A 22,926-nucleotide genomic window follows, 5' to 3' on the forward strand; every position below is an offset into this window, starting at 1 on the left:
ATGCACAGCCTCTCCTTCGACGTCTCGCACACGCTGGCCGGCGGGCTCGTCCTGATCAGCTTCATGATGCTGTACCAGGACAGGCTCTATTCGCTGCTCAACGTTTTTGCGCTTCATGCCCTGGTGCTCGCGCTGTCCGTCGCTTGGCAGGCCTTTGTCCAGGACGCGCCTCATCTTTACATCACGGCTGCAATCGCTCTCGTCTTCAAGGCGATCGTCATTCCGGTGGCGCTGCATCGCATCGTCAAGCAGCTTGGGATACATCGTGACATCGAGTCCGCCGTGGGGATCGGCCCCACCATGCTGGCCGGGATGGCACTGGTTGCCCTCTCAATGGTGCTGATGCTGCGGGTGACCGCGGAGGCCGATCCATTGGCGCGCGAGGATCTCGCTTTTGCCTTGTCGGTCGTGCTGCTCGGACTTCTGGTCATGGTAACCCGTCGCAACGCCGTCAGCCAGGTCGTCGGTTTCATGTCGCTCGAGAATGGGCTGGTGCTGGCGGCAACCGGCGCCAAGGGCATGCCGCTGGTGGTTGAGATCAGCGTCGCCTTCTCGATCCTGATCGCATTCATCGTCATCGGCATCTTCCTGTTCCGGATCCGCGAACGTTTCGATTCCGTTGACGTCTCCGCGCTCGATGACTACCGGGGCGAACGGCGATGAACATAGCTTCCTTCGATTCGGTCGCAGCCATCCTGGTAATTCCGATCGGCTCGGCAGCGCTGCTCGCCGTTCTGCCGGGTTACCGGCTGACGGCCCGGTTGAACGTCGTGGCGAGCCTGGCGACATTTCTTTCGGCCCTCTCGTTGTTCGTCATCGAACGTCCGCCGCCGGGGCCGTACGTGCTCGTCGACGATCTCAACATCGTCTTCATCGTGCTCAACACCTTCGTGGGATTCACGACCAGCATCTTCAGCGCCAGCTACATCGCGCATGAACTGGAGACTGGGCGGTTGACACCGGTTTATCTGCGTTTCTACCACGCCATGTATCAGACCATGATGTTCGGCATGAACCTAGCTTTCGTGTCGAACAATATCGGGCTGATGTGGGTCGCGGTGGAAATTGCGACGCTCACCACGGTACTGATGGTCGGCATATATCGTACCCACGCCGCTCTGGAAGCGGCATGGAAATATTTCATTCTGGGGAGTGTCGGCATCGCATTCGCCCTGTTTGGTACCATCCTGGTCTATATGGCGGCGCGTCCGGTCATGGGCGAGGGGCAGGACGGCATGGTCTGGACGCTTCTGATCCAACATGCCGCGAATTTCGATCCTGCGCTTCTCAACGTCGCTTTCATATTCCTGCTGCTCGGCTACGGCACCAAGGTCGGTCTGGCGCCGCTGCACGCATGGCTGCCCGACGCCCACGCCGAAGGTCCGACGCCCATATCGGCGGTACTGTCGGGGCTGCTGCTGAATGTCGCGCTCTACGCGCTATTGCGCTTCAAGATATTGCTCGCCGCCAATCCGGCGGCAATCGCTCCCGGCCCCCTGATGGTGACGATGGGCCTGATTTCGCTCCTCTTCGCAGCTTTCATGCTCTACCGCCGACGCGACATCAAACGGCTGTTCGCCTATTCCTCGATCGAGCACATGGGCATCATCGTGTTCGCGTTCGGCATGGGCGGTCCGCTCGCCAATTTCGCAGGGCTATTGCACATGGTGATGCACAGCCTGACCAAGTCCGCGATCTTCTACGCCGTCGGGCATATATCGCAGATCAAGGGCACCCAGCGAATCTCCCGGATCCGGGGCTTGACCGCGACCCATCCGGCGCTCGGCTGGGGTCTGGTAACGGGCGTCGTCGCGATCGCCGGCTTGCCGCCGCTCGGCATCTTCATGAGCGAATTCCTGATCGTAAGCTCGACCTTCGCACGCCAGCCGCTGCTCGCGATCGTGCTGGTGTTCGGGCTGTTGTTGGCGTTCGGTGCTTTGACGTTGCGCCTGACGAGCGTTGCATTTGGCGAACCTCGAGGCAGCACCAAGTCAGCCGAGGCTTCCTACGTGCCGATGTTTGCCCATCTCTCGCTGGTTCTGATTGCGGGACTCTATCTTCCGGCGCCGCTCGTCACATGGTTCCAACACGTGGCACGCCTTCTTGGATAGTTTGGAGATCAACAGGATATGCCATCGCTGATCGATCTCATGCTGGAGGGCCGCCCGGTCCAACAACACAGCCCGTGGCCGCGAGCTACAGTCGATGCTTCCGTTTGGACATTTGCGGCAAGCGAGCTGGCACATGGACGCTGGAGCCTGCTTGGCCTTTGGGGAGAACCCTCAACGGTGCACATGGCGATTATGGATGGACATACGGCAGAAGTCGCCACCGTCAGCCTGGATTGCCCCGACCGCACTTATCCTTCGGTCGGCAAACACCACCCGCCGGCGCTTCGACTGGAGCGCGCCATCAACGATCTGTTTGGTTTGTCAGCGGAAGGCTTGCCCGACACTCGCCCGTGGTTCGATCACGACTGTTGGGCCGTTCGCTTCCCCTTGGGAGACCGCATCAACGCGTTGTCGAAGGCATCCCCCTATCATTTCCTGCCGGTGGAGGCCGACGGTCTGCATCAGGTCGCGGTCGGTCCGGTGCACGCGGGAATTATCGAACCGGGGCATTTTCGGTTTACGGCCAGCGGTGAGACTGTGGCCCGGCTGGAGCAACGGCTGGGATATACCCACAAGGGTATCGAGGGGCTCATGACTGGAGCCAATCTTGAACGGGCTGTCCAGCTCGCCGGACGCGTGTCAGGCGACAGCACAGTCGCCTACGCGTTTGCGTTTTCGCGAGCGGCCGAAGCAGCCTTACAGCTTGTCGTGCCCGATCGCGCGGTTTGGCTGCGTGCCTTGCTCGCAGAGCTCGAACGGCTCGCCAACCATCTCGGCGACATCGGCGCAATCTGCAACGACGCCTCCTTTACGCTGATGCACGCCCTTTGCGGCGTGTTGCGAGAGAGCATCCTGCGCGCGTCCGATACCGCATTCGGCCATCGATTGATGCGTGATATCATCGTACCCGGTGGCGTGACCCGCGACCTCACTGAGGAAGGGAGAGAAATCATCCGGACGACGCTGCATACCATCCGGTTGCGCTTTCCTGCTTTGGTCGAGCTCTACGACAATACGGCATCGCTACAGGATCGTACTGTCGATACGGGCGTACTCAAGGCCGCTCTGGCTAGGCAGTATGCCGTTGGAGGCTACGTAGGCCGCGCGTCCGGCCGCTCATTCGACGCACGCAGGACACTTGGGTATGCACCGTATGACGCACTGCGCTTCGATGTACCGGTCCTGAACGAGGGTGATGTCAACGCTCGCGTCTGGATCCGCGTGCGCGAAGTTGAACAGAGTCTTCTGCTGATCGACCAGATATTGGACCGGCTTCCCGATGGCCCGCTGGGAACGCATGCGGGGCATCGGCGGGAGGCGCGGGAAGGCATGGCGATCGTCGAGGGATTTCGCGGCGACGTTCTGGTTTGGCTCCGCTTGCGGGATGGCAAGGTCGAACGATGCCATCTGCGCGACCCGTCGTGGTTTCAGTGGCCGCTTCTAGAGGCCGCGATCGAGGGCAACATCATCGCCGACTTCCCGCTCTGCAACAAATCCTTCAATTGCTCCTATTCGGGCCACGATCTCTGAGGAACGGCACCAGATGCGCAAGCTGCTTTTTGAGAGCCTGTTTCGCCGGCCGTTCACCGAGCAAGCACCGTCACCGGACGATGCCGCGGTGACCGAGCTCGCAACTGCCGTCGGTCGCGCGGCACGACGGCGCCTCGGCCGAAGCCTCTCGATACGCGAGGTCGATGCAGGATCTTGCAACGGATGCGAACTTGAAATCCACGCGTTGAACAATGCCTATTACGACGCCGAGCGCTTCGGTCTCCGGTTCGTTGCGTCGCCGCGTCACGCCGATGTGTTGATGGTGACCGGACCGGTGACGAAGAACATGCGCGACGCGTTGGAGCGCACCTATCATGCGACCCCCGATCCGAAATGGGTCGTCGCCGTCGGAGATTGCGCCCGGGATGGCGGCTGCTTTGCCGGCAGCTATGCGGTGGTAGGAGGGGTCTCGCAGGTGGTTCCCGTCGATCTTCATATTCCCGGCTGTCCTCCGCCGCCCACCACGATCTTGCGAGGACTTCTCGCCCTACTCGATCAGGCGGCCAAGAACACCAATTCCATTTGAGGCTGTGGCGGCGCCTTCGGCTATTCCAAGCCGGCGTGATCGCAGGGTGCGTTCAGACCGGGATAGTCCTTGCGATGACGCCGATCCTTTTCGCACGATGATGTTTCCACCGCGTCTAGTTGCGATCCAACGCCGTCGGCCTCATCGCTGGCTCCGCCATCGGCGGCCAGCAAAATCCGTGCGTGCTTGAGCTTGCGCGACGCATGCTTGCCGCCGCCGAGCAGCGCCCTGAGTTCGGTACGCTCGATTCGCCTGAGTTCGACCCGATAGCGTACATTCGTGGCGTGCCTCCTCGTTCGAGGCACACACGAACAACTGAATCGCATGGCCGGCGTGAGTCCTGCGGCAAAAACCGTCACGCCCAAGCAGGGGCAGGATCTGGCTTTTATCCCTCTAGACCCGGCTGCATCGCGGGCCCCCGGCCGAAACCGACATGCAGGAATATTTCCGCGTCAGCCCGCCGTCGGCTCACCAGATGGTGCTGACGCTGCAGCGCGCTTGCCTCGTCAGAAGGCAGCCAAGGACCTCTCGCAGCATCGAGATCCTCGTTGATCCAAAATTGCTGCCAGAGCTACTCTGCCCCCAAGACCAACCGGTCATAATCAATGTGCAGTGCCACTAGGCGCCTCAAGGCGTGAGAAACCGCTTGCAAGTACGCTTGTCTTCAGCGTTTTCATCATCCTCGATCGAGAAACCCGTCATTCGAATGGCTCGAGGGGTCATCGCACCCGTTCCAAACTCCGCGGCGTAGAGGGCTTGGACTGCTTCATGTTCTTCGTTTTCGGCTTCGCGACGTGCTCCCTGAGACGGACGCCTCGACCACCGGCCGAACTCGTAACCCCCGGATTGATCAATTCGATCCCGGCATTCTCCAGGGCAGAAACCAATTTCATCAGAGAATCGACATTCCCACGGATAACTCCGTCACTTGCTTCCATGCGCTGAATGGTGGGGACTGAGAGACCTGCGAGTTCGGCCGTCTGCCGCTGGTCTATATTCAGGAGCGCGCGAGCGGCCCTGAGTTGATTGGCCGTGATCATGAAATGGCGGCCTTCGGCAAATTTCTCATCGAATATATTTACACCATCCAAATTACCGCTTCAAGCATCAATCTAGATACAAAATATATCATCGCCAATTCTCACTGGCTTGAACCGGATTGCGACCAGAAACCTGTGTCGAATTTCTATCGAAGAATACGGGAAATACTATCAACGGCACCCGAAGTGGTTGGTTCTTAGCAAATTACATGATAAGAGATGTTTAAAGCATGCGTTCTAATGCTCATATCTTAAGGTCTTTGCCTGCCGTGAAACTGCTGGGGCGTTATCAAGGAACGAACGGACAGATCGACATCGTCGAGTGTTCATGGGATGGAACACGCGTGTACTTCGAGGAGGGCGTAAGGCAAAGTCAGGCCACGCCCGACGGAGAAAGTGTCTTCACCTATGTGAAGCTCATGGACGAACTTCTGTCTCGGTCCGAACAGATCCTCATCCTGGGTTGTGGCGGCGGAAATCTCGCGACACGGCTGTGGCGTCTCGGCAAGAGATTGACCATCGTCGACATCAACCCGATCAGTTTCGTGCTCGCGCACAGGTATTTCGATCTACCGGACGATCTGCCCTGCATCGTTTCCGACTTTCGAAAATTCGTATTCGATGACCGCGCATATTACGACGGCATTGCGATCGACGTCGGTGGACCGGGATTCCGATACGCGGAGGAGTTTGACGCGGAGACCTGCGACGCCATCCGCGCCCGTCTGGCACCGGGCGGCCGGATCGTGATGAACGTAACGGTCGCGCACGACATCGATCCTACACCCGACCGGATCGCAGCCAGACTCGCCGGTGAAGAATTGCGGACATGGATCGTCGATGAGCAATTCGTCGAGGATCGCAATGCCGTCATCGCCTGCGTCCCCGAGAAGACCTTGGGTTCACCGGCAGCGCTCGATCGCGTGATGCGCCATAGCCATGAACGCTGGGCGATCCGCCGCGGGAGATTGCGAAATCGCGATCTCACCAGTGGATCGCGCTAATGTCGCAGCTTCCGGCAGATCGACGTGGATAACCGGCACTGGGCTCGTCTCCTCCTTGGGGAACGGTTGGACGCGAACTGGGACTCTCTCCACAGCGGCCGCGTAAGCATCGATCTGGAAAACTAAGCGCGGTGGATGGTCCACCCTTTCGCGCCACTGCTTGCCGGCAACAGATCGATCGTCCACGGCGTGTCCGGATCGTCACGGACCTTTGGTTTCGCGCGGAAGCCACGATACCCCTACGATCCGTCCTGCGATCGACGGTTCTCGCGTGCCAGATTCCGGGCCGAGAACATTCAGAGCATCGGCAACTGGCGCATGGCGTGCGACGTGCGACCAAAAAAACGTCGCACGAGACCCATTTGCTCGGCATTGCCGCTTGTAACGTATTGATGAGGAAGGATTTTTAAATGGTGGGCGCACCAGGGCTCGAACCTGGGACCCGCTGATTAAGAGACACCCCACGATCATTGATTCTACGAGAGAATTTTTCCAACTGAGCCAAAATCCGATCATTTGAGATCAATGGCTTGCAACGAGAAATCCAACTACGAGAGCGCGCGCCGCGGTTGGCGCAATCGGCCTATCTGAAAGGAGGGATTGTGTCTCTGGGGCGACCCACCTCCATCCAAGCCCCTGGCATCGGCGCATTTGCCCGAGCGCGGCGACCCTGCCGAGACATGAACCCTTCCGTCCTTCTGTGATCCTGCGTGTGGAGTAGCCGTTCTCGAAACTAGGCCGGCGCGCTAGCACTCGACCGGTCTGACTTTCTCATCATCCCATCGAGCGAAAATGCTCCTGGGCCGACGCTCGCGAGTATTGCGAACGCCCCGAGCAAACCAACATTCTTCAGGAAGTGAATGAGCTGCCCTTGCCTTGCAGCCCCTTCGAGCATCCAGAAGTTGTGGAATGTCACGGTGGCCGCAATTGTATAGATGATCAGACCGATTGCCACGCGTCGTGTGTAGAAGCCCAGGGCAATGCCGACAGCTCCCATCAGCTCAGCTGTCGCCACAAAGATCGTCAGGGGCATTGCGAGCAGGAAACCCTTGCTCGCAAGTATGGCCGCGGTCTCGTTCAATGTTCCAAATTTTCCCGCCGCGCTGACTCCATATAGAGCAATCAGGCAAATGCGGCCCAGCAATAGGCCCCAGTCAGCATTTTTATCCATGTGGTTCCCTATCTGTTTGTCCACTCGTTTGCGGAACGGCTCATTCATCTATGGCAGGTCGTCTTCGCGAACGCGTGCGATCGAAAGTGACCGATAGATAATCAGCTAAACGACGCCTTCACCCGATCAGGGGACAGCGGCAAATCACGCAGCCGCCGCCCAGTGGCGTTTGCGAGCGCGTTCGCCAGCGCTGCGGATGCCGGACCGACCGAACCTTCCCCGGCGCCGAGACTCGGCAATTCCGGACGATCGAGTAATACGACCTCGATCGGCGGAACCTCCGGATAGGTCATGATCGGATATCGTTGCCAAGCATGCAGCAATGCGCTCAATGGCACCGCTATCGCTCGAATGACGCCGGCCTGATCTGGTTGCGCGACACCATGCGAGCAGCCGCTCTCGACTTGCGCTAAGGCAACACGCAGAGAGCCGGCGCAAATGCGCCGGCTCTCTATCAAAGCCTCGTTGGGACCAGATCCCTGGCTAGTCACTCAGATCAGTGCTTGCCCGGTCCGGCACCTGGCGGCGGTGCGGGCACCCAGATTGGGAAAGCCACATTCGCCCAAACGGTGTCGGCCTTGGTGCCGTTCTCCACATAGAACGTGTGCTGATAGTTCAGGTTGATTTGAACGGGACCTGCGTTGTAGGTGACCGAGGGGCCGAAATTCAGCGCCCGAAGACGGTTGCCGTTCTGAATGCCTGCGGCATTGAAGGCCTTGATCCCGTTTACGGTGTCAGCTACCCACGCCCCGGCCCGATCGTGCATCGAGTGGTTACCCGATTGTTCGCCCCGATGACCTATTCTACGACGAGCGGATTGCAGAGCTTCCCAAGTAGCCTTCCAGGTATATGTTGCGATGAACGCCTATGTGGCAGCCTAAGGAGCCGTTCGTGCGAATCTGGAATTGGTATGAGAATATCTTTTCCAAATGCGCGCAAAGGTTTGGCTGGAATAGACCCGCCTGGACAAAGAATCGAACAGCTTAAGCGCTGGCTGGGGCGGGAGGGATCGAACCTCCGAATGGCGGAATCAAAATCTGTTTGATTATTCAATGACTTCAATCCGCGTTTGGAAAAAATCGCAGAATTCCGCGCTAGTGATATCAATCGCTTGGCGGTTGCTTCCAAATGAAAGCGAGCTTGCGAATTTCGGACGGCCAACATTTCCAAAGGCCGATACCTCGGCGTGGACGCCATGCTTTCCGGTATCAAACCGATATGAAATCTCCGGTTTCCGCAGCGCGCTTGACCGCGTCGATCACTCTGAGGGTTTTCAGCCCTTCACGCCCGCTCACCCCGGGCTCGGCCGTACCGCGGATAACCCCGCAGAAATTTGCGATCTGCAGGCCGAGCGGGTCTTCTTTCTCATAGCTAAGCCGCTCACGCTCAATCGGCGCCCACCAGCTCGCCTTGCTTGGGTGATGCCATAGATCGAGTTGCGGAATAGCCAGCGAGGCCCTGGTGCCGCCGATCTGGTAACACGTCTCCTGCGTATGACTGTAGGCCGGGTTCTCACCAGCCGTGAATTCCCAACTCCAGGGCGACTGGACGGCGTCGGACACATTGACCGTCCCCAGCGCGCCGGAAGCGAAGTGCAGGATGATCACCGCGGTCTCTTCAACCGCATTCCCACGCAGCCGATTGGATTGGGCAGCTTGCACCGCCACGATATCCCCACAGAGGTACCGCAGCAGGTCGACATCGTGGATGAGATTCAGGAAAACAGGTCCCGCCCCTTTTCCACGACGCCAGGCCACATCGAAATAGTCGTCCGGCTTGATCAGCCAGAACACGCCATGCACCGACACGATCTGGCCGAGCCGGCCGCTGTCGATCTCCGCCTTGGCGCGTTGGATCATCGGGTTATGCCGGCGATGATGGCCGGTGAGCAGCGGCACGTCCGCCCGCTCCGAGGCTTCGACCAGGGTCTGTGCAGCGAGGACGTCATCCGCTAGCGGCTTCTCGATGAGCGCTGGGATGCGAGCCGCGATACAATCCATGCCGTTGGCCACATGCATCTGGTTGGGCGTGGCGACAACCACCCCCTCCGGCCGATTTTCCGAGAGCATGTCCTGAAAGGACGGAAACCAGTCCACCTTCAGCGAAACCGCCAACTCTCGTGCGGCAGGCGCCGGATCGACGATCGATGACAGCATCGCCTCCGGCCGCGCGAGAATGTGTTCGATATGTCGTTTGCCGATGAGACCGGCTCCCATCACCGACAGGCGGACGGGTGCGCTCATCCGATGCTACCCCTTCTTCTCATCGAGCAGCTTGGCCACACGACGCAAGCCGAGCAGATAACCTTGGGTGCCGAACCCTGCGATGACCCCATCAGCCCGTTTGGACACAAACGAGTGGTGGCGGAATTCCTCGCGCTTGTGCACGTTGGAAATGTGCACCTCGATCACTGTTCCCTCGAACGTGTTCAAGGCATCCAGGATGGCGACTGACGTATGGGTGAAAGCCGCGGGATTCATCACGATCCCGGCAGCCGTCTCGCGCGCCTCGTGGATCCAGTCGATCAGCTCATATTCCCTGTTGGATTGATGAAAGCGAATCTCCAGGCCAAGTTCCTTGCCTAGCGCTCGACAATCTCGCTCCACATCCGCAAGCGTCTCGTGACCATAGATGTGGGGCTGGCGCTTGCCGAGCAAATTGAGATTTGGTCCATTGAGGACGTAGACAAGACCACTCATGAAGAACTCCGTTCAGTGATGGGCAAGAATCTCGCCAAGGAACTGCCTGGTGCGGGCATGCTGTGGACTGCGGAAGAAAGCCTCGGGCGCGCCTTCTTCGATGATCCGCCCTTCAGCCATGAAGATCACGCGATCGGCGACCTGACGAGCAAAGCCCATCTCGTGGGTGACGCAAATCATGGTCATGCCGTCGTTGGCGAGGCCGATCATCGTATCGAGCACCTCCTTGACCATCTCGGGATCGAGTGCCGAGGTCGGTTCGTCAAACAGCATGACCTTGGGCTGCATGCAGAGCGCACGCGCAATCGCGACGCGCTGTTGCTGACCGCCCGAAAGCTGAGCCGGATACTTTTCAGCCTGGTCACTGATGCGCACGCGCTCGAGGTATTTTCGCGCGGTCGTCACCGCCTCGGTCTTGGCGATGCGGCGCGCGCGGATGGGCGCCAGCATGCAGTTCTGCAAGACCGTCATATGCGGAAAAAGATTGAAGCTCTGAAAGACCATGCCGACGTCCTGACGTACGACATCGATCGCCTTGATGCTGTCGTCAAGCCGATGACCGTTCACCACGATGCTGCCCTGCTGGATCGCTTCGAGACGGTTGATACAGCGGATCAGCGTCGATTTGCCCGACCCGGACGGACCGCAGAGCACGATCTTCTCGCCCTTGCGCACGGTGAGATCGACGTCGCGGAGAGCTTGGTACCCGCCGTACCACTTCTGCACGCCCTTCATTTCGATCAGGATATTGTCCCGCATGGATTCGGCTCCGCTATCGGACGGCGGCCAACGCGGATCGTGCGTCGGCCGCTCGCAATGGCTACTGAACTGTGAAGGGAACGCCGGGGACCGCCTCCGGGAAGATCGGCACGGGCGCCTTCATCCATTTGGCGTAGAAGCTGGCCAACTTGCCGTTAGACTTGATCTGCTCGATAAATTTGTTGGCCGTCTCGTTCCACTCCTTGTCTCCGAGGCGCGTGCAGGCGCCGTTGTACAGAGCGGTGAAGTGGAGCTTGGGCTCGAACCCAAGTTCGGGCTTTGCGGCGTTCAGACGCTGCGGGTAGAAGCTGTTTGCGCCGACAGCCTGGACCTGCCCCGAGAGCAGCGCCTGGATCGTGGCCGCGTCATCATCAAACCTGCGGATTTCTGTGCCCGCCGGAGCGCTGTTGGTGACCTGGGTATCCTGTGTGGAGGACCTCGGAACACCAATAACGTACTTGCCCATATCGGCATTGCTGTTGATCGGGGTCGCCTGGGCAGCGACGAGCGTAATCTCGTTGGCAACATACGGCTTCGAATACTGCACCGCTTTTGCGCGCTCGGGCAGCATGGCCATGGTTGCGAAAAGAATGTCGACGCGGCCTGTGGTCAGCGCCGGAATACGATTGGCCACCGCCAGCGGAACGAACTCGGCCTTCACGCCGAGATATTCGGCGAAGGCGCGGCCCATGTCGGCATCGATGCCATCCTGCTTTCCCGAACTATCGACATAGCCCCAGGGAGGATTGTCGCCCTGAATGCCGATGACGACGACGCCCTTCTTCTTCACGTCTTCCAGAGTACCGGCCTGCGATCTGCCCGCGATGACGATAGCCGCCAATGCCAGCAGCGCGATGCCGATCTGGTGACGGTTGGGTGAAAACAACATGAGTATCTCCTCCTGGTGATGGCTGTTTATGATTGAGCAGGTGCGCCGTTCCTACCTTTGACTGGCCAGGGCGAGCCTGGCCTCCATCCGGCTGCCCCACCACGACAGTGGCCAGCAGAGGATGAAGTACATCGCGCCGACCACGCCGAAGACGAGCAACGGCTGGAAGGTCTGGTTCGATACGATTTGACCGGCGCGGGCGAGTTCGATGAAGCCGACGATGGCGGCGAGCGACGTGCCCTTGATGAGCTGCACGAGATACCCGACGGTCGCGGGCAGCGAGATGCGGATTGCCTGCGGCAGAACGATGTCGCGCATGCGAGACGAATAGTGCAGTCCAAGCGCCATCGCGGCCTCGGTCTGGCCACGCGGCACGGCCTGTATCGCTCCGCGCCAAATCTCGCCAAGGAAGGCGGAGGCATTCACGGTGAAGCCGATCGCCACCGCCACGAAGGCGTCGAGCTTCAACCCGGTGAGCGCCAATCCGTAATACACGACGAAGAGCTGCAGCAGCAGCGGCGTGCCCTGGAATATCCCGATGTAGATGCGGGTGATCCATTCCACGCTCCTGTGGCCACAGGTGCGCAGCAATGCAACCGCCAGCCCAGCCGAGCAGCCACCGACAAACGCGACCAGCGTCAGCAGCACGGTCCATTGCAGCCCGCGCAGCAGGAAACCGAACTCGGGAAGGCCAAAATGCGGTGTCATGATCGCCCCCCTCAGCGCGTCGGATATGAGAAGAAGTGGTGAGAGATGACCGCAAAGCCCAGCGTCAGCAGCCAGGAGATCGCGAGATAGAGGAAGGTGACGGAGAAATAGACTTCGAAACTACGGAATGTGTCGCTTTCGATGCGCTGCGCAACCGACGTCAATTCGTAGGCCGATACCGCCGAACAGATCGATGAGGTCAGCGTCAGCATGATGAACTGACCCGTGAGCGAGGGGTAGATCGCGCGAAGTGCGGGCTTGAGCACGATGAACCGGAATACCTGTCCTTTGTGCAGGCCGAGCGCGTAGCCGGCTTCCACCTGTCCTTTGTGAATGGACTGCACCCCGCCGCGGATGATCTCGATGGCGTATGCGCCGCCATTGACACCGAGTGCGATAATGGCGGTAGCGGTTGGATTGAGCTTCAATCCGGCGAGCGGCAGGGCGAAGAACAGAAAGAAAATCTGCACCAGGAAAGGCGTATTGCGCGCGATCTCGACGAAACTGATCACGAGAGCACGTAGCCATGCCGCCTTCGCATCGCGTGCCGCGACGCCGGCGACACCGATCACCATCGCAAGTGTCATGCCGGCAAGCGCCAGACCCAACGTACCCACGCACCCCCACAGCAGCGCGGGCATCGCATGCCAAACCACCGAGAAATCGAGCGTGTAGCCCATCTTGCGTTTCCTCTCGGGCGTTGTGCGTGCCGCTCGCCCATCGGCCTGACGTCACCCTCCCAGGGATGCAAAAGTGGCGAAGAAGACGTCCGGATCAGGTGAGATGCCCGTGAACAGGCGAAATGCCTCGGTCCCCTGGAAGATCGCCATGCCGCCGCCATCGACGGTACGGCAGCCCAAGGCACGCGCCGCGCGCAGCAGCGCGGTTTCCAGCGGGAAATAGACGATCTCGGCGACCCACAGATCGGGACGCAGCAAGGCCATCGGCAGCGGCGTGCCTGGATATTTGTCCATGCCGATCGGCGTTGCGTTGACGATTCCGTCAGCGGCAGCGACGGCCGCCGCGACATCCCGGCCGACCTTCACGCGCACTTCTGCAAATCGGGGGGACAAGCCATCGACCACACTCTGCGCCTTGGCTACGTCGACGTCGATAATGGTCAGTTCACGCACGCCAAGCTTCATGAGCGCGAAAGCAACCGCCGCGCCTGCACCGCCCGCGCCAAATTGGACGACGCAACCGAGTGGTGCACCCTGCATGTTGCGGCTAAAGTTCTCGGCGAAGCCGAACCAGTCGGTGTTGTGGCCGGTCATTCGACCGTTCCTGATGACCACGGTGTTCACGGCGCCAAGCGCCTCCGCGTCAGGCGAAAGCTCATCCAGGAGCGGAAGAATCGCCTGCTTGCAGGGATGGGTCACGTTCAGCCCGTCAAAGCCCATCCGTTTTGCCGCCGTCAGCAACTCCGGCAGTGCTTCGGCACCAAGTTTCAACTCAGTCAGATCGATCTTCTTGTAGAGATAGCGGATGCCCGCGGCGTCGGCGGCCGCCTCGTGCATGGGCGGCGTGCGGGACGCAGCGATGCCGCTACCAATCAGGCCGACGAGAAAGCTGGACTGGGGATGCATGCCCGGCATCGCCCGTCAGCTCAAGGGGATGGTCAAGTCGGCGATGACCTGAGCGGTGCTCGGTCGAACGCCGCGCCACCAGGCAAAAGCTTCCGCCGCCTGCTCGACCAGCATGCCGACGCCGTCAGCCAGCTTGACTACGCTCTCTGCGCGGGCCGCTTGCAGAAAGGGAGTTAGTCCCTTGCCGTAGGCAAGTTCGTACGCCAGCTCGGCACCGCGGAAGACATTGCCTGGAAGTGGCGGCATCTCACCGCGCAGGCTGGCCGATGTCGCGTTGACCACGACGTCATAGCCCTCGGCAAGATCGGCCAGTTCAGCATAGCCGCTGACGATCAGGGGACCACAACCGGCAAACTCTTCGGCCAATGCCACAGCCTTCGACAAGGTACGATTGACGAGAACCAACTCGGACGGCTCCTGGCGGAGAAACGGCAGCAGAGCGCCACGAGCCGCTCCTCCTGCGCCAAGCATCAGCACGCGCCGGCCGGCCATCTTGACGCTGAGATTGACCGTGATGTCCCGCACGAGGCCTATCCCGTCGAAATTCTCGGCAATGATTCGATCGCCCTCGAACTTCAGGCAGTTTGCGGCGCCAGCTCGGTCGGCGCTCTCTGAAAGCTCGTTTGCGTAAGCGAAGGCATCGAGCTTGAACGGGGCCGTGATGTTCAGCCCCTTGGCGCCCTCGGTCCGGAATTGATCAACCCGTTTGCTGAAGCCATCGAGTGGGGCCTCGATCGCCTCATAGACAAGGTCCTGTCCCGTCATCTTGGCGAAAGTGCTGTGGATGAGGGGTGATTTGCTGAAGCCGATCGGATTGCCGATCACCGCGTAACGGTCGCTCATGGTTCACTCCTGCACTGCGGCCTCGTTGTAGAGGACGCCGTCGCGCACCATCGTTTCGACGAGCTCGGCCGACAGCCCCAGCGAAGCCGCAATACGGCGATTGTCCTGGCCGAGCAGCGGGGCCGGAGTCCGCACCGTGGTGTCGCAGTCGGAGAAGCGGAAGGGCAGGTTCGGCAACGTCACCTTGCCAAGCACAGGATGCTCCTGCTCGACCAGCATGCCACGCGCATGGATCTGCGGATCCTTTACGACCTCTTCGATGGTCTGCACGGGAGCGGACGGCACACCTGCTTCGTCGAGAGCCGCAAGACAGGCGTCCCGAGATGGTTGCGACTGCGTCCAGTTGCGCACGATCTCCATCGCTTCGGCATAGTGAGCATTGCGCGCTGCAGGCGTGGCGAAGCGTTCGTCGGATGCCAACGTGTCTCCCCCGATCAGGCTCGCCAATCGTCGCCACGCATCATCGACTTGCGCGGCGATGACGAGATTGCCGTCCTTTGCCGGAAAGACGCCGTAGACGGTCGAGTCCGGCTGACCGCTGCCGGTCTGCTTCGGCAGGTCAGTGCCGCCGGAAAGGAAGTAACGCTGAACCGCGTAGTCGTGCATCGCGACCATGCAGTCGTACAGCGCCAGATCGATGTGTTGACCGCGCCCGGACGACGCGCGGCCGACCAGCGCGGCATTGATGGCAGCCACGCCGTGGATGCCGGTGTACATGTCGGCCAATGGCATCCGCAGCAGCGGCGGCGCTTCGCCAGGATTGCCCAGTTGGGCCAAAGCGCCCGACATCGCCTCTGCGATCAGGCCGAAGCCCGGACGGTCGGCATAGGGACCGGTGTGGCCATAGGCGGAGACAGAACAGTAGATCAGTTTGGGATTCCGGGCCGACAGCGCCTTGTAGCCGAGCCCGAGACGCTCCAGCGCGCCGGGGCGGTAGTTCTCGATGAAGACGTCGGTCGTATCGATCAGCCTCATCATCATGTCGAGACCGCGCTTATCGCGCAGGTCGATGCACAGGCCCTGCTTTCCCATGTTCTGCTGCAAGAAGTAGCCGGATTGTCCGTCCTTGAAATAGCCGTGGGCGCGGCCCGCATCGCCTTGCTTCGGACGCTCCACCTTGATGACTTCAGCGCCCATCGCGGCGAGGCAGCGGCCCATGAACGGACCCGCCAGGAAATGGCTGTAGTCGATGACGCGGATGCCGTTCAGCGGCAGATCCTGGAGCGGCAGATCTTGTGCGGTCATGCCTGCTCTCCTGCGACGCTTGTCTTCGGACGCATCGGAATCATCAGCCGATGCTCCCCCAGCTGCACCACTTCGCCGCGCTGATTGATCAGCTCCGAGGGCAGCACCACGATGCCCCACCCTTCCCGTTTCGTGGCGCGCATTGAACCAACGCGGAACTTCACGTGCACGGTGTCGCCGAGCTTGATCGGCAACTTGAAATCCCACGTCCAACCCAGCGACATTCCCGGATGGAAGCGGTAGTCGGCACGGGTTTTCAAACCGTCAGCCAGCGACAGACCAAACAGCCCGTGCGCCACGCGCGTGCCGAATGGTGTGGTCCTGGCGTATTCCTCGTCGACGTGGACCGGCGTAAAATCACCCGTCAGTTCGGCATAGGCATTCACCATTGCTTCGGTGACCGTCACTGCGGGGGTGACGCATTCGTCACCGACCCTGGCATCGTCCCAGTAGCGCTCATCGCTCATGTTGCGTCTTCCTCTCACTCTAGGCGCGGGGATTGATGGCCAGGGCGGCTTCCACGGCGCCTGCGCTGGCTTGCAGGATTTCGACGTTCAGGCCGCCCGGCAGCTCGAGCCAGTTCGGGCCGGCGGGCAACGCCTTGGCGCCCCAGGCGGCGGCGCGGGCGAGCACGCCTTCGTAATCGTCGACCATGATACCGAGATGGGCGAGACGCCCCTCCGGCCCGACAAAATGCGGATCCTCGATGAGTTGCACGCTTCCGAGCACCCATACCTGCCGCGGGCGCGCGCCTTCGGCGGGTTGCTCGTCGCGAATGGCAAGACCAAGCACCGCACGAAAGAAGCCGACGTGATGATCGACATCCGGCACACGGATCGCGACGTGCTCGACGTAAGCGCGGGGCAACGACATCGTCTTAGGCCTTTCCCGGATAATCGCTGCGGGCGTACTCGAGCCCTTTGACGAGCGCGACGAGGGTCGCGTTGACGGGGGTCGGCACGTTGAGCTTGGCACCCCAACGCACGACCGAGCCGTGAATGTAATCAACCTCAGTCAGATTGCCGGACTGCAAGCTCTGCAACATCGACGTCTTGAACTCGGGCGGCAGTCCAGCAGACGCCATCGTCCAGGCTCGGCGCGGATCGGCAATCGAGATCTTTACGCCGGCAGCCTGCGCGACCGCGATGCCCTCTGAGATTGCGGCCAGCGCGCAATCTTGCAGGATCGGCAACGAGTAGAGGCCGCCATAGGTCAGCCCGGTAATGGCGGTGATTCCTCCTCCCGCGACGTTGATGAACAACTTGTCCCATATCGTGCCCAGGATATTGTCGCTGAGCAGCGTGAGAATGCCGGCACGATTGAACGTCTCGGAGATTCGTCGTGCGCGTTCCGTCAAACGTCCATCGAGTTCGCCGATGATGGTTTCCTTGCCGACGACCCCGGAGCGAACATGACCGGGGCCCAGCAGCACGCCGCCAACGTAGGTCTTGCCTGCCATGACACGATCACGACCGACTTCCTCCGAAAGGATGTCTTCGTGGCCAAGGCCGTTTTGCAGCGACATCACAACCGTCTGCGGTCCGATGACCGGCGCCGCCGCCCGGATCGCGTCCCGCGTGTGGTAGGATTTGACGAGGACGATGACGAGGTCAGCCGCGATGCCAACCTGGTCCGCGGAGCGACGGGCAGAGATCTTCACGACGGTCTCGGCGTCACCCTCGAGCATCCGGAGACCGTTGGCGTTGATTGCGTCAACATGGGCCTGGAACGGATCAATCAGCCAGACCTCGGCTCCGCCGCGCGCCAGTGTGCCGCCGATGGTCGAGCCCAAGGCTCCCGCTCCGATAAAGCAGATCCTCATCCGAACGCTCTCCCTCGCCCATCTTGGCGTCGGAAGCGTGCTAGCAGGCTGCCCTGTATTTGGATATGCTATGATCCTTATAACCATTATTGAAGATCGCAATGAAGCAGCGAAACCTCCCCGAGGCGGCTCTGCTGGAGCCGCGCCTGCTCCGGCTGTTTGACGCCTTGTTCGCCACGGGCAGCGTCACCAAGGCGGCCAAGAAGCTAGGCCAGAGTCAGCCGACCATTTCGATCTGGCTGGCGCGCCTGCGAAAAGAACTTGACGATCCGCTCTTCATTCGGTCGGCGGAGGGGATGCTGCCGACTCCCCGCGCCGAGGCTCTCATCGGCACGGCGAGGCAGGCGCTGGAAATGCTGCGTCGCCTGGCCGAGCTGCGCACGGATTTCGATCCGACAACCGCAAAACGCCGTTTTACCATCTGCATGACAGATGGAAGCCATGTCACGCTACTTCCATCCATTCTCGGTCACGTCCGCCGCGTTGCCCCTGGCGTACGTATCGAGGCGACACAGATCGGCGCGGACACCCCGCGGATGCTGCAATCCGGCGAGGCCGATCTGGCGCTCGGCTACATCTCGGATCTCGACGCCGGACACTTCCAGCAGGCACTCTTTCCGCAGGATTGGGTCTGCTTGGCGAGCGCGAAACATGCTCGGATCCGCGACCGCATCACCGCAAGGGATTTCCGGCGGGAGGCGCACGTCCTCATTCGTTCCGGCACCGGACATCAGTTGCTCGCGGACGCGCTGAAGGAGCAGCAGATGGTCCTTGATGTTGCGCTTGAGCTCCCCGGCTTCTTGGGGCTACCCGCAATCGTCGGGACCACGGACCTGATCGCTACCCTGCCAAGGCACATTGGCGAAACGTTGGCTCACTATTACGGACTGCGCGTGCTCGACTGCCCGCTGGCGATCGCAGGCTTCACGGTGAAGCAATATTGGCACGCCCGCTTCCATCACGACCCGGCAAGCCAATGGTTGCGTGACGTGTGCGGGGAGCTTTTTCAACAGCAGGAAGTGCGGGGTCTACATCGTTCCGGTCGGCCAAAGCAACGAAGGCCACGCAGTTTGCAGCCGTAGTGGGGCGTTTATTGAGGGCGGAGGCTAAACCTTCGGTTTGCGCAAAAAGGCTGTCGATGTCATGTCCGCCCCTCGAAGGCTCGGTTGGTCAGGGAGACAAAGCAGCCTCCACCGCCTTTGCAATCGACTAGGCCGAGCTTGCCAGAAACGCAAAAGGGCGCGTTCTTAGCCCACCCGGGCGCGTCCGCTCCTTACTTCCAGAGACCCACGAGCGGCCAGTAAGTGAACATGAACAGTACGATGAGGCCGTACATGATCACCGCCAACGGCAGGCCAAGCCGCATCATGTCCCGTGTCGTGAAACCGCCGGCGCCGTAAGCGATCATGGCCGGTGCTGACGTCACCGGGATGATCGAGAGACATTGGGCAATCAGGGCGACGCCCAGCACGATTCCAACGATCGGCAGGTCCAGATTCTGCAAGGATACCAGAAACCCGATGATCGCCGGCGTGATCGCCGTCAGGCACGACGTGATGCTGGTGAAGCAGAAGCGGACGAAGAACACGACTACGAAGATCGTGATCGCGAGTGCCGTGACCGATAGGCCTCCCATCCCGGATTGGACGAACGCCACCTTGGACAGCCAGGCCGCACCACCGGTCTTGGTCAGCATCTCCGCCATCGAAATACCCGCGCCGAACAGCAGGATCGAATTCCAGTCGATTCGCTTGTAGAGGTCATTGCAGGTGATAACTCCGACCCCCGGCAACACGAGCAGCAGCACGCAAAGCACCGAAATGGCGGATGCCTCAACATGATGGATCTTGTCCGTCGCCCAGAGGAGGATCGTCAGAGCCATGATGAACGACGCGCGCCTCTCGGTCGTGGACATCTGCCCAAGTTCCGCGAGTCGGGCCTTGATGTAGTCGTTGCCTCCAGGCAATTCGACAAATTCAAACCTGAACAGTCTGGTCGCCAGGAAATAGAGGCCGATGGAAAACAGCACAGTGTAGGGAAGCAAATAGAGCAGCCAGTCGACATAGCCGATCTGGGCCTGTCCCGCTCCAGTCAGGAAATTGACTATCACCGGATTAGGCGCAGCGCCCGTGAGCACCCCCACTCCAGTCACTGAAGGGAGGATGCCTGCCAGCAGAAGCATGGCCTTGCCGATCTGACTGTTGCGCGGAAGACCGAATGCCTCCGTCAACCCGATCACGATCGGAACGAGCGTCGCCGCACGCGCGATGACCGAGGGAATAAAGAATGTGAGCGCAAAGGCGGTCAGGATGATGCCGAACATGATCGCATGGGTGTTGGCGCCGACCAGCTTGAGGATCAGATAGGCCACCCGCTTCTCGAGACCCGTGCTCGTGATCGCCGCAGCCATCGCGAGACCCGCCGCGACAAACAGCCAGCCGCTGTTCGAGAAACCGCTGAGTGCGAGCGGAATGGCCTTCGCGGTTCCAAGGATTGTGCTCGGGTCGGTCCCCGCGGGTGAAAAGCCGAGGGCGAGAATCAAGAGGAAGACAAGTGCGACTGCGCTCACCCCGTAGGGGATTGCTTCTGTGATCCACATCAGCACCACAAAGAACATCACTGCGATGACGCGCTGCCCCACCGGCGACAGGCCGGCCGGCGATGGTGCCATGATGATCGCGATCATGATTGCCAGACCGATCAACACGGTCAGGAGTTTTCTCGTGCTCACTCCGGTTGATTCGGACGCAGCACGAACCAACGTCGACATGCGTATCCTCCATTTTTGGTTTTTGGTCATCGGCGAATGCCGATGCTTTTTCGCTACAGCCCGACCTTCCTCGGAGCCGCTCACCAACTGACACCAGAGACGGGCTTAACCGCCACCCGTACCCAAAACGACGACGCCATCCGCGGCCCGCACGCCCTGGCCTGCCGGCAAGACGAAGACGGGGTTGATCTCGGCCTCGACCAGGCGCTCACCGAGCTGTGCTGCCATCAGCGAAAAGGCCACGATCGTTGACGCCAGCGCCTCGACGTCCGCCCTCGGTCGCCCCCGAAATCCATCCAGCAACGGCCAGGTGATGAGGTCATGCAGCATTGAGAGCGCGTCATCGCGGCTGAGGCCACCCTGCGGCGGCAAAAGGCGCATTGTCGTATCCTTGAAGAGCTCCGCGGTGACGCCGCCCATGCCGAGCAGGATCGCCGTGCCAAGCGGATCGCGGTGCATGCCCAAGATCAGCTCGGTGCCACCCGCGACCATCTCCTGCACCAGGAAGCGTCGCGGCCGCTGGCCAGTCGCCGCTTCCACGTCCGCCGCCATGACGGTCAGGCGGGCGCCTGTCGCATCGGGCGTCAGATTAATGGCCACGCCGCCGACGTCGCTCTTGTGCGTGATCTCGCCGGACAGGATCTTCAGCACCACTTTTCCGCCAAGCTCGTGCGCGGCCGCTTCCGCCTCCACCGGCGTCTTGACGATCCGCTCGTTCACCGCGGGAATGCCAAACCGAGCGAAGAGCGCTTTGGCCTCAGCCTCGTCGAGCGAGCCCGGGGAAAAGTCGCTGATGTCGACCCGCCGTTCCGTCGGCGCGGCAAAATCACGTTGTGGGGGTTCGGCTGCCAGGAGCAACGCAGAGAATGCAGACGCGCAGCTTTCGGCCGACGCATAGGCCGGTACGCCTCGCTCGGTAAGGACGGCGCCGACATTTGGCGCGTGAGGACTGACATAGGCGATGACTGGTTTGTCGGACAACGGCAGGCAGTCATGGACGGCATCGGCAAGCAGCGCCGGAGACCCGACGGCCGAGGATCCCGCGATGATGACGAGGGCATCGTAGGACGCGCTTGCGAGCAGCGTGCGAATCGCTCCCCGCAGGATGTCCGGATGCAGGCCGGCCAGCGTCAAGTCGACCGGATTGCGGTCGAGATTGGCATGGGAGCCGGATTGCAGCGACGCAAGGCGAGCTGCGGTCTCGGCATCTGGCGCCGGCGTCTCGAAACCGGCGACGCCGAGACTGTCGGAAACGATTGTTCCAGCGCCACCCGTGGAAGTGAGGATCGCCACGCGCTTTCCGCAAAGCTTCCGCCCCGCAGCGAGAGCGGCCGGAATGTCGAGCAGGTCCTCGAATGTCTTCGCCCGGATCACACCAAGTTGCCTGAACAGCGCATCGTACATGCGATCCGAACCGGCCAGCGCACCGGTGTGCGACACCGCTGCCTTGGCTCCGGCCTCCGAACGGCCGATCTTGAAAGCCACCACTGGCTTGCCGGCTTCGCGCGCCTTTCGCACCGCCTCGCGGAAACGGGCCGGATGCCGGATCGCCTCAACGTATAACGCGATCACCTTGGTGGCTTCGTCCGCTGCAAGAAATTCGATGAAGTCCGAAAGCTCGAGGTCGGCTTCGTTGCTGGTGGACACGAGCTTCGACAGCCCGATACCGCGCGCCGCCGCGCGGGAGAGCAGCGCGCCGAGGATGCCGCCGCTCTGCGATACGAGCCCGATTGGGCCGGCCGGGAAGTGATCCATCGCGAGCGCGCCCGAAGCCGATAGCACGATGTTATCGGTGAGGTTGACGAGGCCGATGGTGTTGGGGCCGAGAATGCGCATGGCGCCGGCGGCTTCCAGTAGCTCCTTCTGGCGCAAGGCACCTTCGGCGCCGGTTTCGGTGTAACCGGCGGCAAGGACGACCGCCGCGGCGACGCCTCTTGCGGCGAGCTCGCGCACGGCAAGATGCGCGCGCTCCGCACCGAGCAGGACGATGCCGACGTCGGGCACCGCTGGCAGCGCGGCGACATCGGGATAGCAGGTCAGCTCACCGATACGTTCGACCTTCGGGTTGACGGGGTAGACCGCGCCGGCAAAGCCGTGCTTTTGCAGGAACGACACCGGGCGTCCCGAGGTCTTGGCTGGGTCGGCGGAGGCGCCGATGACGGCGACGCTCCGCGGCCGAACGAGACGTGCGATGGCAGTCAT

General features: G+C 61.1%; 24 protein-coding genes and 1 pseudogene. 6 read left to right on the forward strand and 19 right to left on the reverse strand.

The annotated features are described in order from the left end of the window. Genes ACE10W_RS29630 through ACE10W_RS29645 form a run of 4 tightly spaced genes read left to right on the forward strand, consistent with a single transcriptional unit; the run spans position 1 to position 4,188 of the window. Positions 1-663: a hydrogenase-4 component E gene (locus tag ACE10W_RS29630; RefSeq protein WP_027548289.1), complete on the forward strand. Its 663-nt coding sequence runs from the start codon at positions 1-3 to the stop codon at positions 661-663. Beyond that, positions 660-2,111 carry a hydrogenase 4 subunit F gene (locus ACE10W_RS29635; RefSeq protein ID WP_375762226.1) on the forward strand — a complete coding sequence of 484 codons (1,452 nt, stop codon included), beginning with the start codon at positions 660-662 and terminating at the stop codon, positions 2,109-2,111. Before ACE10W_RS29630 ends, ACE10W_RS29635 begins: the two co-directional genes overlap by 4 nt. Positions 2,112-2,129: 18 nt before the next feature. Further along, positions 2,130-3,641, forward strand: a complete 1,512-nt coding sequence (locus tag ACE10W_RS29640; RefSeq protein ID WP_375762227.1) for an NADH-quinone oxidoreductase subunit C — start codon at positions 2,130-2,132, stop codon at positions 3,639-3,641. 13 nt (positions 3,642-3,654) lie between these two features. Continuing rightward, positions 3,655-4,188: an NADH-quinone oxidoreductase subunit B family protein gene (locus tag ACE10W_RS29645; protein WP_375762228.1), complete on the forward strand. Its 534-nt coding sequence runs from the start codon at positions 3,655-3,657 to the stop codon at positions 4,186-4,188. 20 nt (positions 4,189-4,208) lie between these two features. Here ACE10W_RS29645 and ACE10W_RS29650 read toward each other — a convergent pair whose 3' ends face one another. Both ACE10W_RS29650 and ACE10W_RS29655 read right to left on the reverse strand, forming a co-directional pair. Next, positions 4,209-4,553 (reverse strand): hypothetical protein, encoded by a 345-nt coding sequence (locus ACE10W_RS29650; RefSeq protein ID WP_370166202.1) that lies wholly within the window; start codon positions 4,551-4,553, stop codon positions 4,209-4,211. A gap of 354 nt (positions 4,554-4,907) precedes the next feature. Beyond that, complete coding sequence (locus tag ACE10W_RS29655; RefSeq protein WP_375762778.1) at positions 4,908-5,228, reverse strand: helix-turn-helix domain-containing protein; 321 nt, start codon at positions 5,226-5,228, stop codon at positions 4,908-4,910. 269 nt (positions 5,229-5,497) lie between these two features. Here ACE10W_RS29655 and ACE10W_RS29660 point away from each other — a divergent pair, with 269 nt between their 5' ends. Beyond that, positions 5,498-6,232, forward strand: coding sequence for a spermidine synthase (locus ACE10W_RS29660; protein ID WP_375762229.1), 735 nt, complete (start codon positions 5,498-5,500; stop codon positions 6,230-6,232). Positions 6,233-6,965: 733 nt separating this feature from the next. Here the strand turns inward: ACE10W_RS29660 and ACE10W_RS29665 are convergent. The 15 genes and pseudogenes from ACE10W_RS29665 to ACE10W_RS29735 all read right to left on the reverse strand — a co-directional run bounded on the left by ACE10W_RS29665 (position 6,966) and on the right by ACE10W_RS29735 (position 17,954). Then, positions 6,966-7,451: a DoxX family protein gene (locus ACE10W_RS29665; RefSeq protein ID WP_110116927.1), complete on the reverse strand. Its 486-nt coding sequence runs from the start codon at positions 7,449-7,451 to the stop codon at positions 6,966-6,968. A gap of 53 nt (positions 7,452-7,504) precedes the next feature. Next, positions 7,505-7,696, reverse strand: a complete 192-nt coding sequence (locus ACE10W_RS29670) for a hypothetical protein (protein WP_375762230.1) — start codon at positions 7,694-7,696, stop codon at positions 7,505-7,507. Positions 7,697-7,899: 203 nt separating this feature from the next. Continuing rightward, a pseudogene (locus ACE10W_RS29675) lies at positions 7,900-8,139 on the reverse strand (transporter); the annotation flags it as partial. 472 nt (positions 8,140-8,611) lie between these two features. Beyond that, positions 8,612-9,646, reverse strand: coding sequence for a Gfo/Idh/MocA family protein (locus ACE10W_RS29680; protein ID WP_375762231.1), 1,035 nt, complete (start codon positions 9,644-9,646; stop codon positions 8,612-8,614). 6 nt (positions 9,647-9,652) lie between these two features. Then, positions 9,653-10,102, reverse strand: a complete 450-nt coding sequence (aroQ, locus tag ACE10W_RS29685) for a type II 3-dehydroquinate dehydratase (protein ID WP_375762232.1) — start codon at positions 10,100-10,102, stop codon at positions 9,653-9,655. Between the two features lie 12 nt (positions 10,103-10,114). Continuing rightward, positions 10,115-10,861 carry an amino acid ABC transporter ATP-binding protein gene (locus ACE10W_RS29690; RefSeq protein ID WP_375762233.1) on the reverse strand — a complete coding sequence of 249 codons (747 nt, stop codon included), beginning with the start codon at positions 10,859-10,861 and terminating at the stop codon, positions 10,115-10,117. A 61-nt stretch (positions 10,862-10,922) separates the two neighbouring features. Further along, positions 10,923-11,750 (reverse strand): transporter substrate-binding domain-containing protein, encoded by an 828-nt coding sequence (locus ACE10W_RS29695; RefSeq protein WP_110116983.1) that lies wholly within the window; start codon positions 11,748-11,750, stop codon positions 10,923-10,925. Between the two features lie 51 nt (positions 11,751-11,801). Continuing rightward, positions 11,802-12,458 carry an amino acid ABC transporter permease gene (locus ACE10W_RS29700; protein WP_110116984.1) on the reverse strand — a complete coding sequence of 219 codons (657 nt, stop codon included), beginning with the start codon at positions 12,456-12,458 and terminating at the stop codon, positions 11,802-11,804. A gap of 11 nt (positions 12,459-12,469) precedes the next feature. Then, complete coding sequence (locus ACE10W_RS29705) at positions 12,470-13,138, reverse strand: amino acid ABC transporter permease (RefSeq protein WP_375762234.1); 669 nt, start codon at positions 13,136-13,138, stop codon at positions 12,470-12,472. 51 nt (positions 13,139-13,189) lie between these two features. Further along, entirely contained in the window at positions 13,190-14,044 is an 855-nt protein-coding gene (locus ACE10W_RS29710) for a shikimate dehydrogenase (RefSeq protein WP_171463812.1), read from the reverse strand. A gap of 15 nt (positions 14,045-14,059) precedes the next feature. After that, complete coding sequence (aroE, locus tag ACE10W_RS29715; protein WP_110116986.1) at positions 14,060-14,887, reverse strand: shikimate dehydrogenase; 828 nt, start codon at positions 14,885-14,887, stop codon at positions 14,060-14,062. A gap of 3 nt (positions 14,888-14,890) precedes the next feature. Continuing rightward, positions 14,891-16,132 (reverse strand): CaiB/BaiF CoA transferase family protein, encoded by a 1,242-nt coding sequence (locus ACE10W_RS29720; protein ID WP_375762235.1) that lies wholly within the window; start codon positions 16,130-16,132, stop codon positions 14,891-14,893. Then, positions 16,129-16,599: a MaoC/PaaZ C-terminal domain-containing protein gene (locus ACE10W_RS29725; RefSeq protein ID WP_110116987.1), complete on the reverse strand. Its 471-nt coding sequence runs from the start codon at positions 16,597-16,599 to the stop codon at positions 16,129-16,131. The genes ACE10W_RS29720 and ACE10W_RS29725 overlap by 4 nt, the downstream gene beginning before the upstream one ends. Before the next feature lie 19 nt (positions 16,600-16,618). Beyond that, the gene (locus ACE10W_RS29730; RefSeq protein ID WP_110116988.1) at positions 16,619-17,005 is read right to left on the reverse strand and encodes a VOC family protein; all 387 of its coding nucleotides are present in this window, start codon (positions 17,003-17,005) and stop codon (positions 16,619-16,621) included. Between the two features lie 4 nt (positions 17,006-17,009). Further along, positions 17,010-17,954, reverse strand: coding sequence for a ketopantoate reductase family protein (locus ACE10W_RS29735; protein WP_110116989.1), 945 nt, complete (start codon positions 17,952-17,954; stop codon positions 17,010-17,012). Positions 17,955-18,055: 101 nt separating this feature from the next. Between ACE10W_RS29735 and ACE10W_RS29740 the strand changes: the two genes are divergently transcribed. Next, the gene (locus tag ACE10W_RS29740; protein ID WP_110116990.1) at positions 18,056-19,036 is read left to right on the forward strand and encodes a LysR family transcriptional regulator; all 981 of its coding nucleotides are present in this window, start codon (positions 18,056-18,058) and stop codon (positions 19,034-19,036) included. Between the two features lie 191 nt (positions 19,037-19,227). Here ACE10W_RS29740 and ACE10W_RS29745 read toward each other — a convergent pair whose 3' ends face one another. Continuing rightward, entirely contained in the window at positions 19,228-20,724 is a 1,497-nt protein-coding gene (locus ACE10W_RS29745; protein ID WP_375762236.1) for an SLC13 family permease, read from the reverse strand. Between the two features lie 105 nt (positions 20,725-20,829). Next, positions 20,830-22,926 (reverse strand): acetate--CoA ligase family protein, encoded by a 2,097-nt coding sequence (locus ACE10W_RS29750; protein ID WP_110116992.1) that lies wholly within the window; start codon positions 22,924-22,926, stop codon positions 20,830-20,832.

Source organism: Bradyrhizobium sp. B025, from assembly GCF_042257955.1.
In the GTDB taxonomy this organism is placed as follows: Bacteria; Pseudomonadota; Alphaproteobacteria; order Rhizobiales; family Xanthobacteraceae; genus Bradyrhizobium; species Bradyrhizobium diazoefficiens.

What these genes read in the sequence shown, in the direction of transcription:
- ACE10W_RS29700 (WP_110116984.1), bottom strand. Translation starts at nt 12,458, where the DNA reads ATGACACCGCATTTTGGCCTTCCCGAGTTCGGTTTCCTGCTGCGCGGG.
- aroE (WP_110116986.1), bottom strand. Translation starts at nt 14,887, where the DNA reads ATGAGCGACCGTTACGCGGTGATCGGCAATCCGATCGGCTTCAGCAAA.
- ACE10W_RS29720 (WP_375762235.1), bottom strand. Translation starts at nt 16,132, where the DNA reads ATGACCGCACAAGATCTGCCGCTCCAGGATCTGCCGCTGAACGGCATC.
- ACE10W_RS29670 (WP_375762230.1), bottom strand. Translation starts at nt 7,696, where the DNA reads ATGACCTATCCGGAGGTTCCGCCGATCGAGGTCGTATTACTCGATCGT.
- ACE10W_RS29730 (WP_110116988.1), bottom strand. Translation starts at nt 17,005, where the DNA reads ATGTCGTTGCCCCGCGCTTACGTCGAGCACGTCGCGATCCGTGTGCCG.
- ACE10W_RS29745 (WP_375762236.1), bottom strand. Translation starts at nt 20,724, where the DNA reads ATGTCGACGTTGGTTCGTGCTGCGTCCGAATCAACCGGAGTGAGCACG.
- aroQ (WP_375762232.1), bottom strand. Translation starts at nt 10,102, where the DNA reads ATGAGTGGTCTTGTCTACGTCCTCAATGGACCAAATCTCAATTTGCTC.
- ACE10W_RS29705 (WP_375762234.1), bottom strand. Translation starts at nt 13,138, where the DNA reads ATGGGCTACACGCTCGATTTCTCGGTGGTTTGGCATGCGATGCCCGCG.
- ACE10W_RS29680 (WP_375762231.1), bottom strand. Translation starts at nt 9,646, where the DNA reads ATGAGCGCACCCGTCCGCCTGTCGGTGATGGGAGCCGGTCTCATCGGC.
- ACE10W_RS29640 (WP_375762227.1), top strand. Translation starts at nt 2,130, where the DNA reads ATGCCATCGCTGATCGATCTCATGCTGGAGGGCCGCCCGGTCCAACAA.
- ACE10W_RS29630 (WP_027548289.1), top strand. Translation starts at nt 1, where the DNA reads ATGCACAGCCTCTCCTTCGACGTCTCGCACACGCTGGCCGGCGGGCTC.
- ACE10W_RS29690 (WP_375762233.1), bottom strand. Translation starts at nt 10,861, where the DNA reads ATGCGGGACAATATCCTGATCGAAATGAAGGGCGTGCAGAAGTGGTAC.
- ACE10W_RS29645 (WP_375762228.1), top strand. Translation starts at nt 3,655, where the DNA reads ATGCGCAAGCTGCTTTTTGAGAGCCTGTTTCGCCGGCCGTTCACCGAG.
- ACE10W_RS29750 (WP_110116992.1), bottom strand. Translation starts at nt 22,926, where the DNA reads ATGACTGCCATCGCACGTCTCGTTCGGCCGCGGAGCGTCGCCGTCATC.
- ACE10W_RS29635 (WP_375762226.1), top strand. Translation starts at nt 660, where the DNA reads ATGAACATAGCTTCCTTCGATTCGGTCGCAGCCATCCTGGTAATTCCG.
- ACE10W_RS29725 (WP_110116987.1), bottom strand. Translation starts at nt 16,599, where the DNA reads ATGAGCGATGAGCGCTACTGGGACGATGCCAGGGTCGGTGACGAATGC.
- ACE10W_RS29710 (WP_171463812.1), bottom strand. Translation starts at nt 14,044, where the DNA reads ATGCATCCCCAGTCCAGCTTTCTCGTCGGCCTGATTGGTAGCGGCATC.
- ACE10W_RS29665 (WP_110116927.1), bottom strand. Translation starts at nt 7,451, where the DNA reads ATGAATGAGCCGTTCCGCAAACGAGTGGACAAACAGATAGGGAACCAC.
- ACE10W_RS29735 (WP_110116989.1), bottom strand. Translation starts at nt 17,954, where the DNA reads ATGAGGATCTGCTTTATCGGAGCGGGAGCCTTGGGCTCGACCATCGGC.
- ACE10W_RS29740 (WP_110116990.1), top strand. Translation starts at nt 18,056, where the DNA reads ATGAAGCAGCGAAACCTCCCCGAGGCGGCTCTGCTGGAGCCGCGCCTG.
- ACE10W_RS29695 (WP_110116983.1), bottom strand. Translation starts at nt 11,750, where the DNA reads ATGTTGTTTTCACCCAACCGTCACCAGATCGGCATCGCGCTGCTGGCA.
- ACE10W_RS29655 (WP_375762778.1), bottom strand. Translation starts at nt 5,228, where the DNA reads ATGATCACGGCCAATCAACTCAGGGCCGCTCGCGCGCTCCTGAATATA.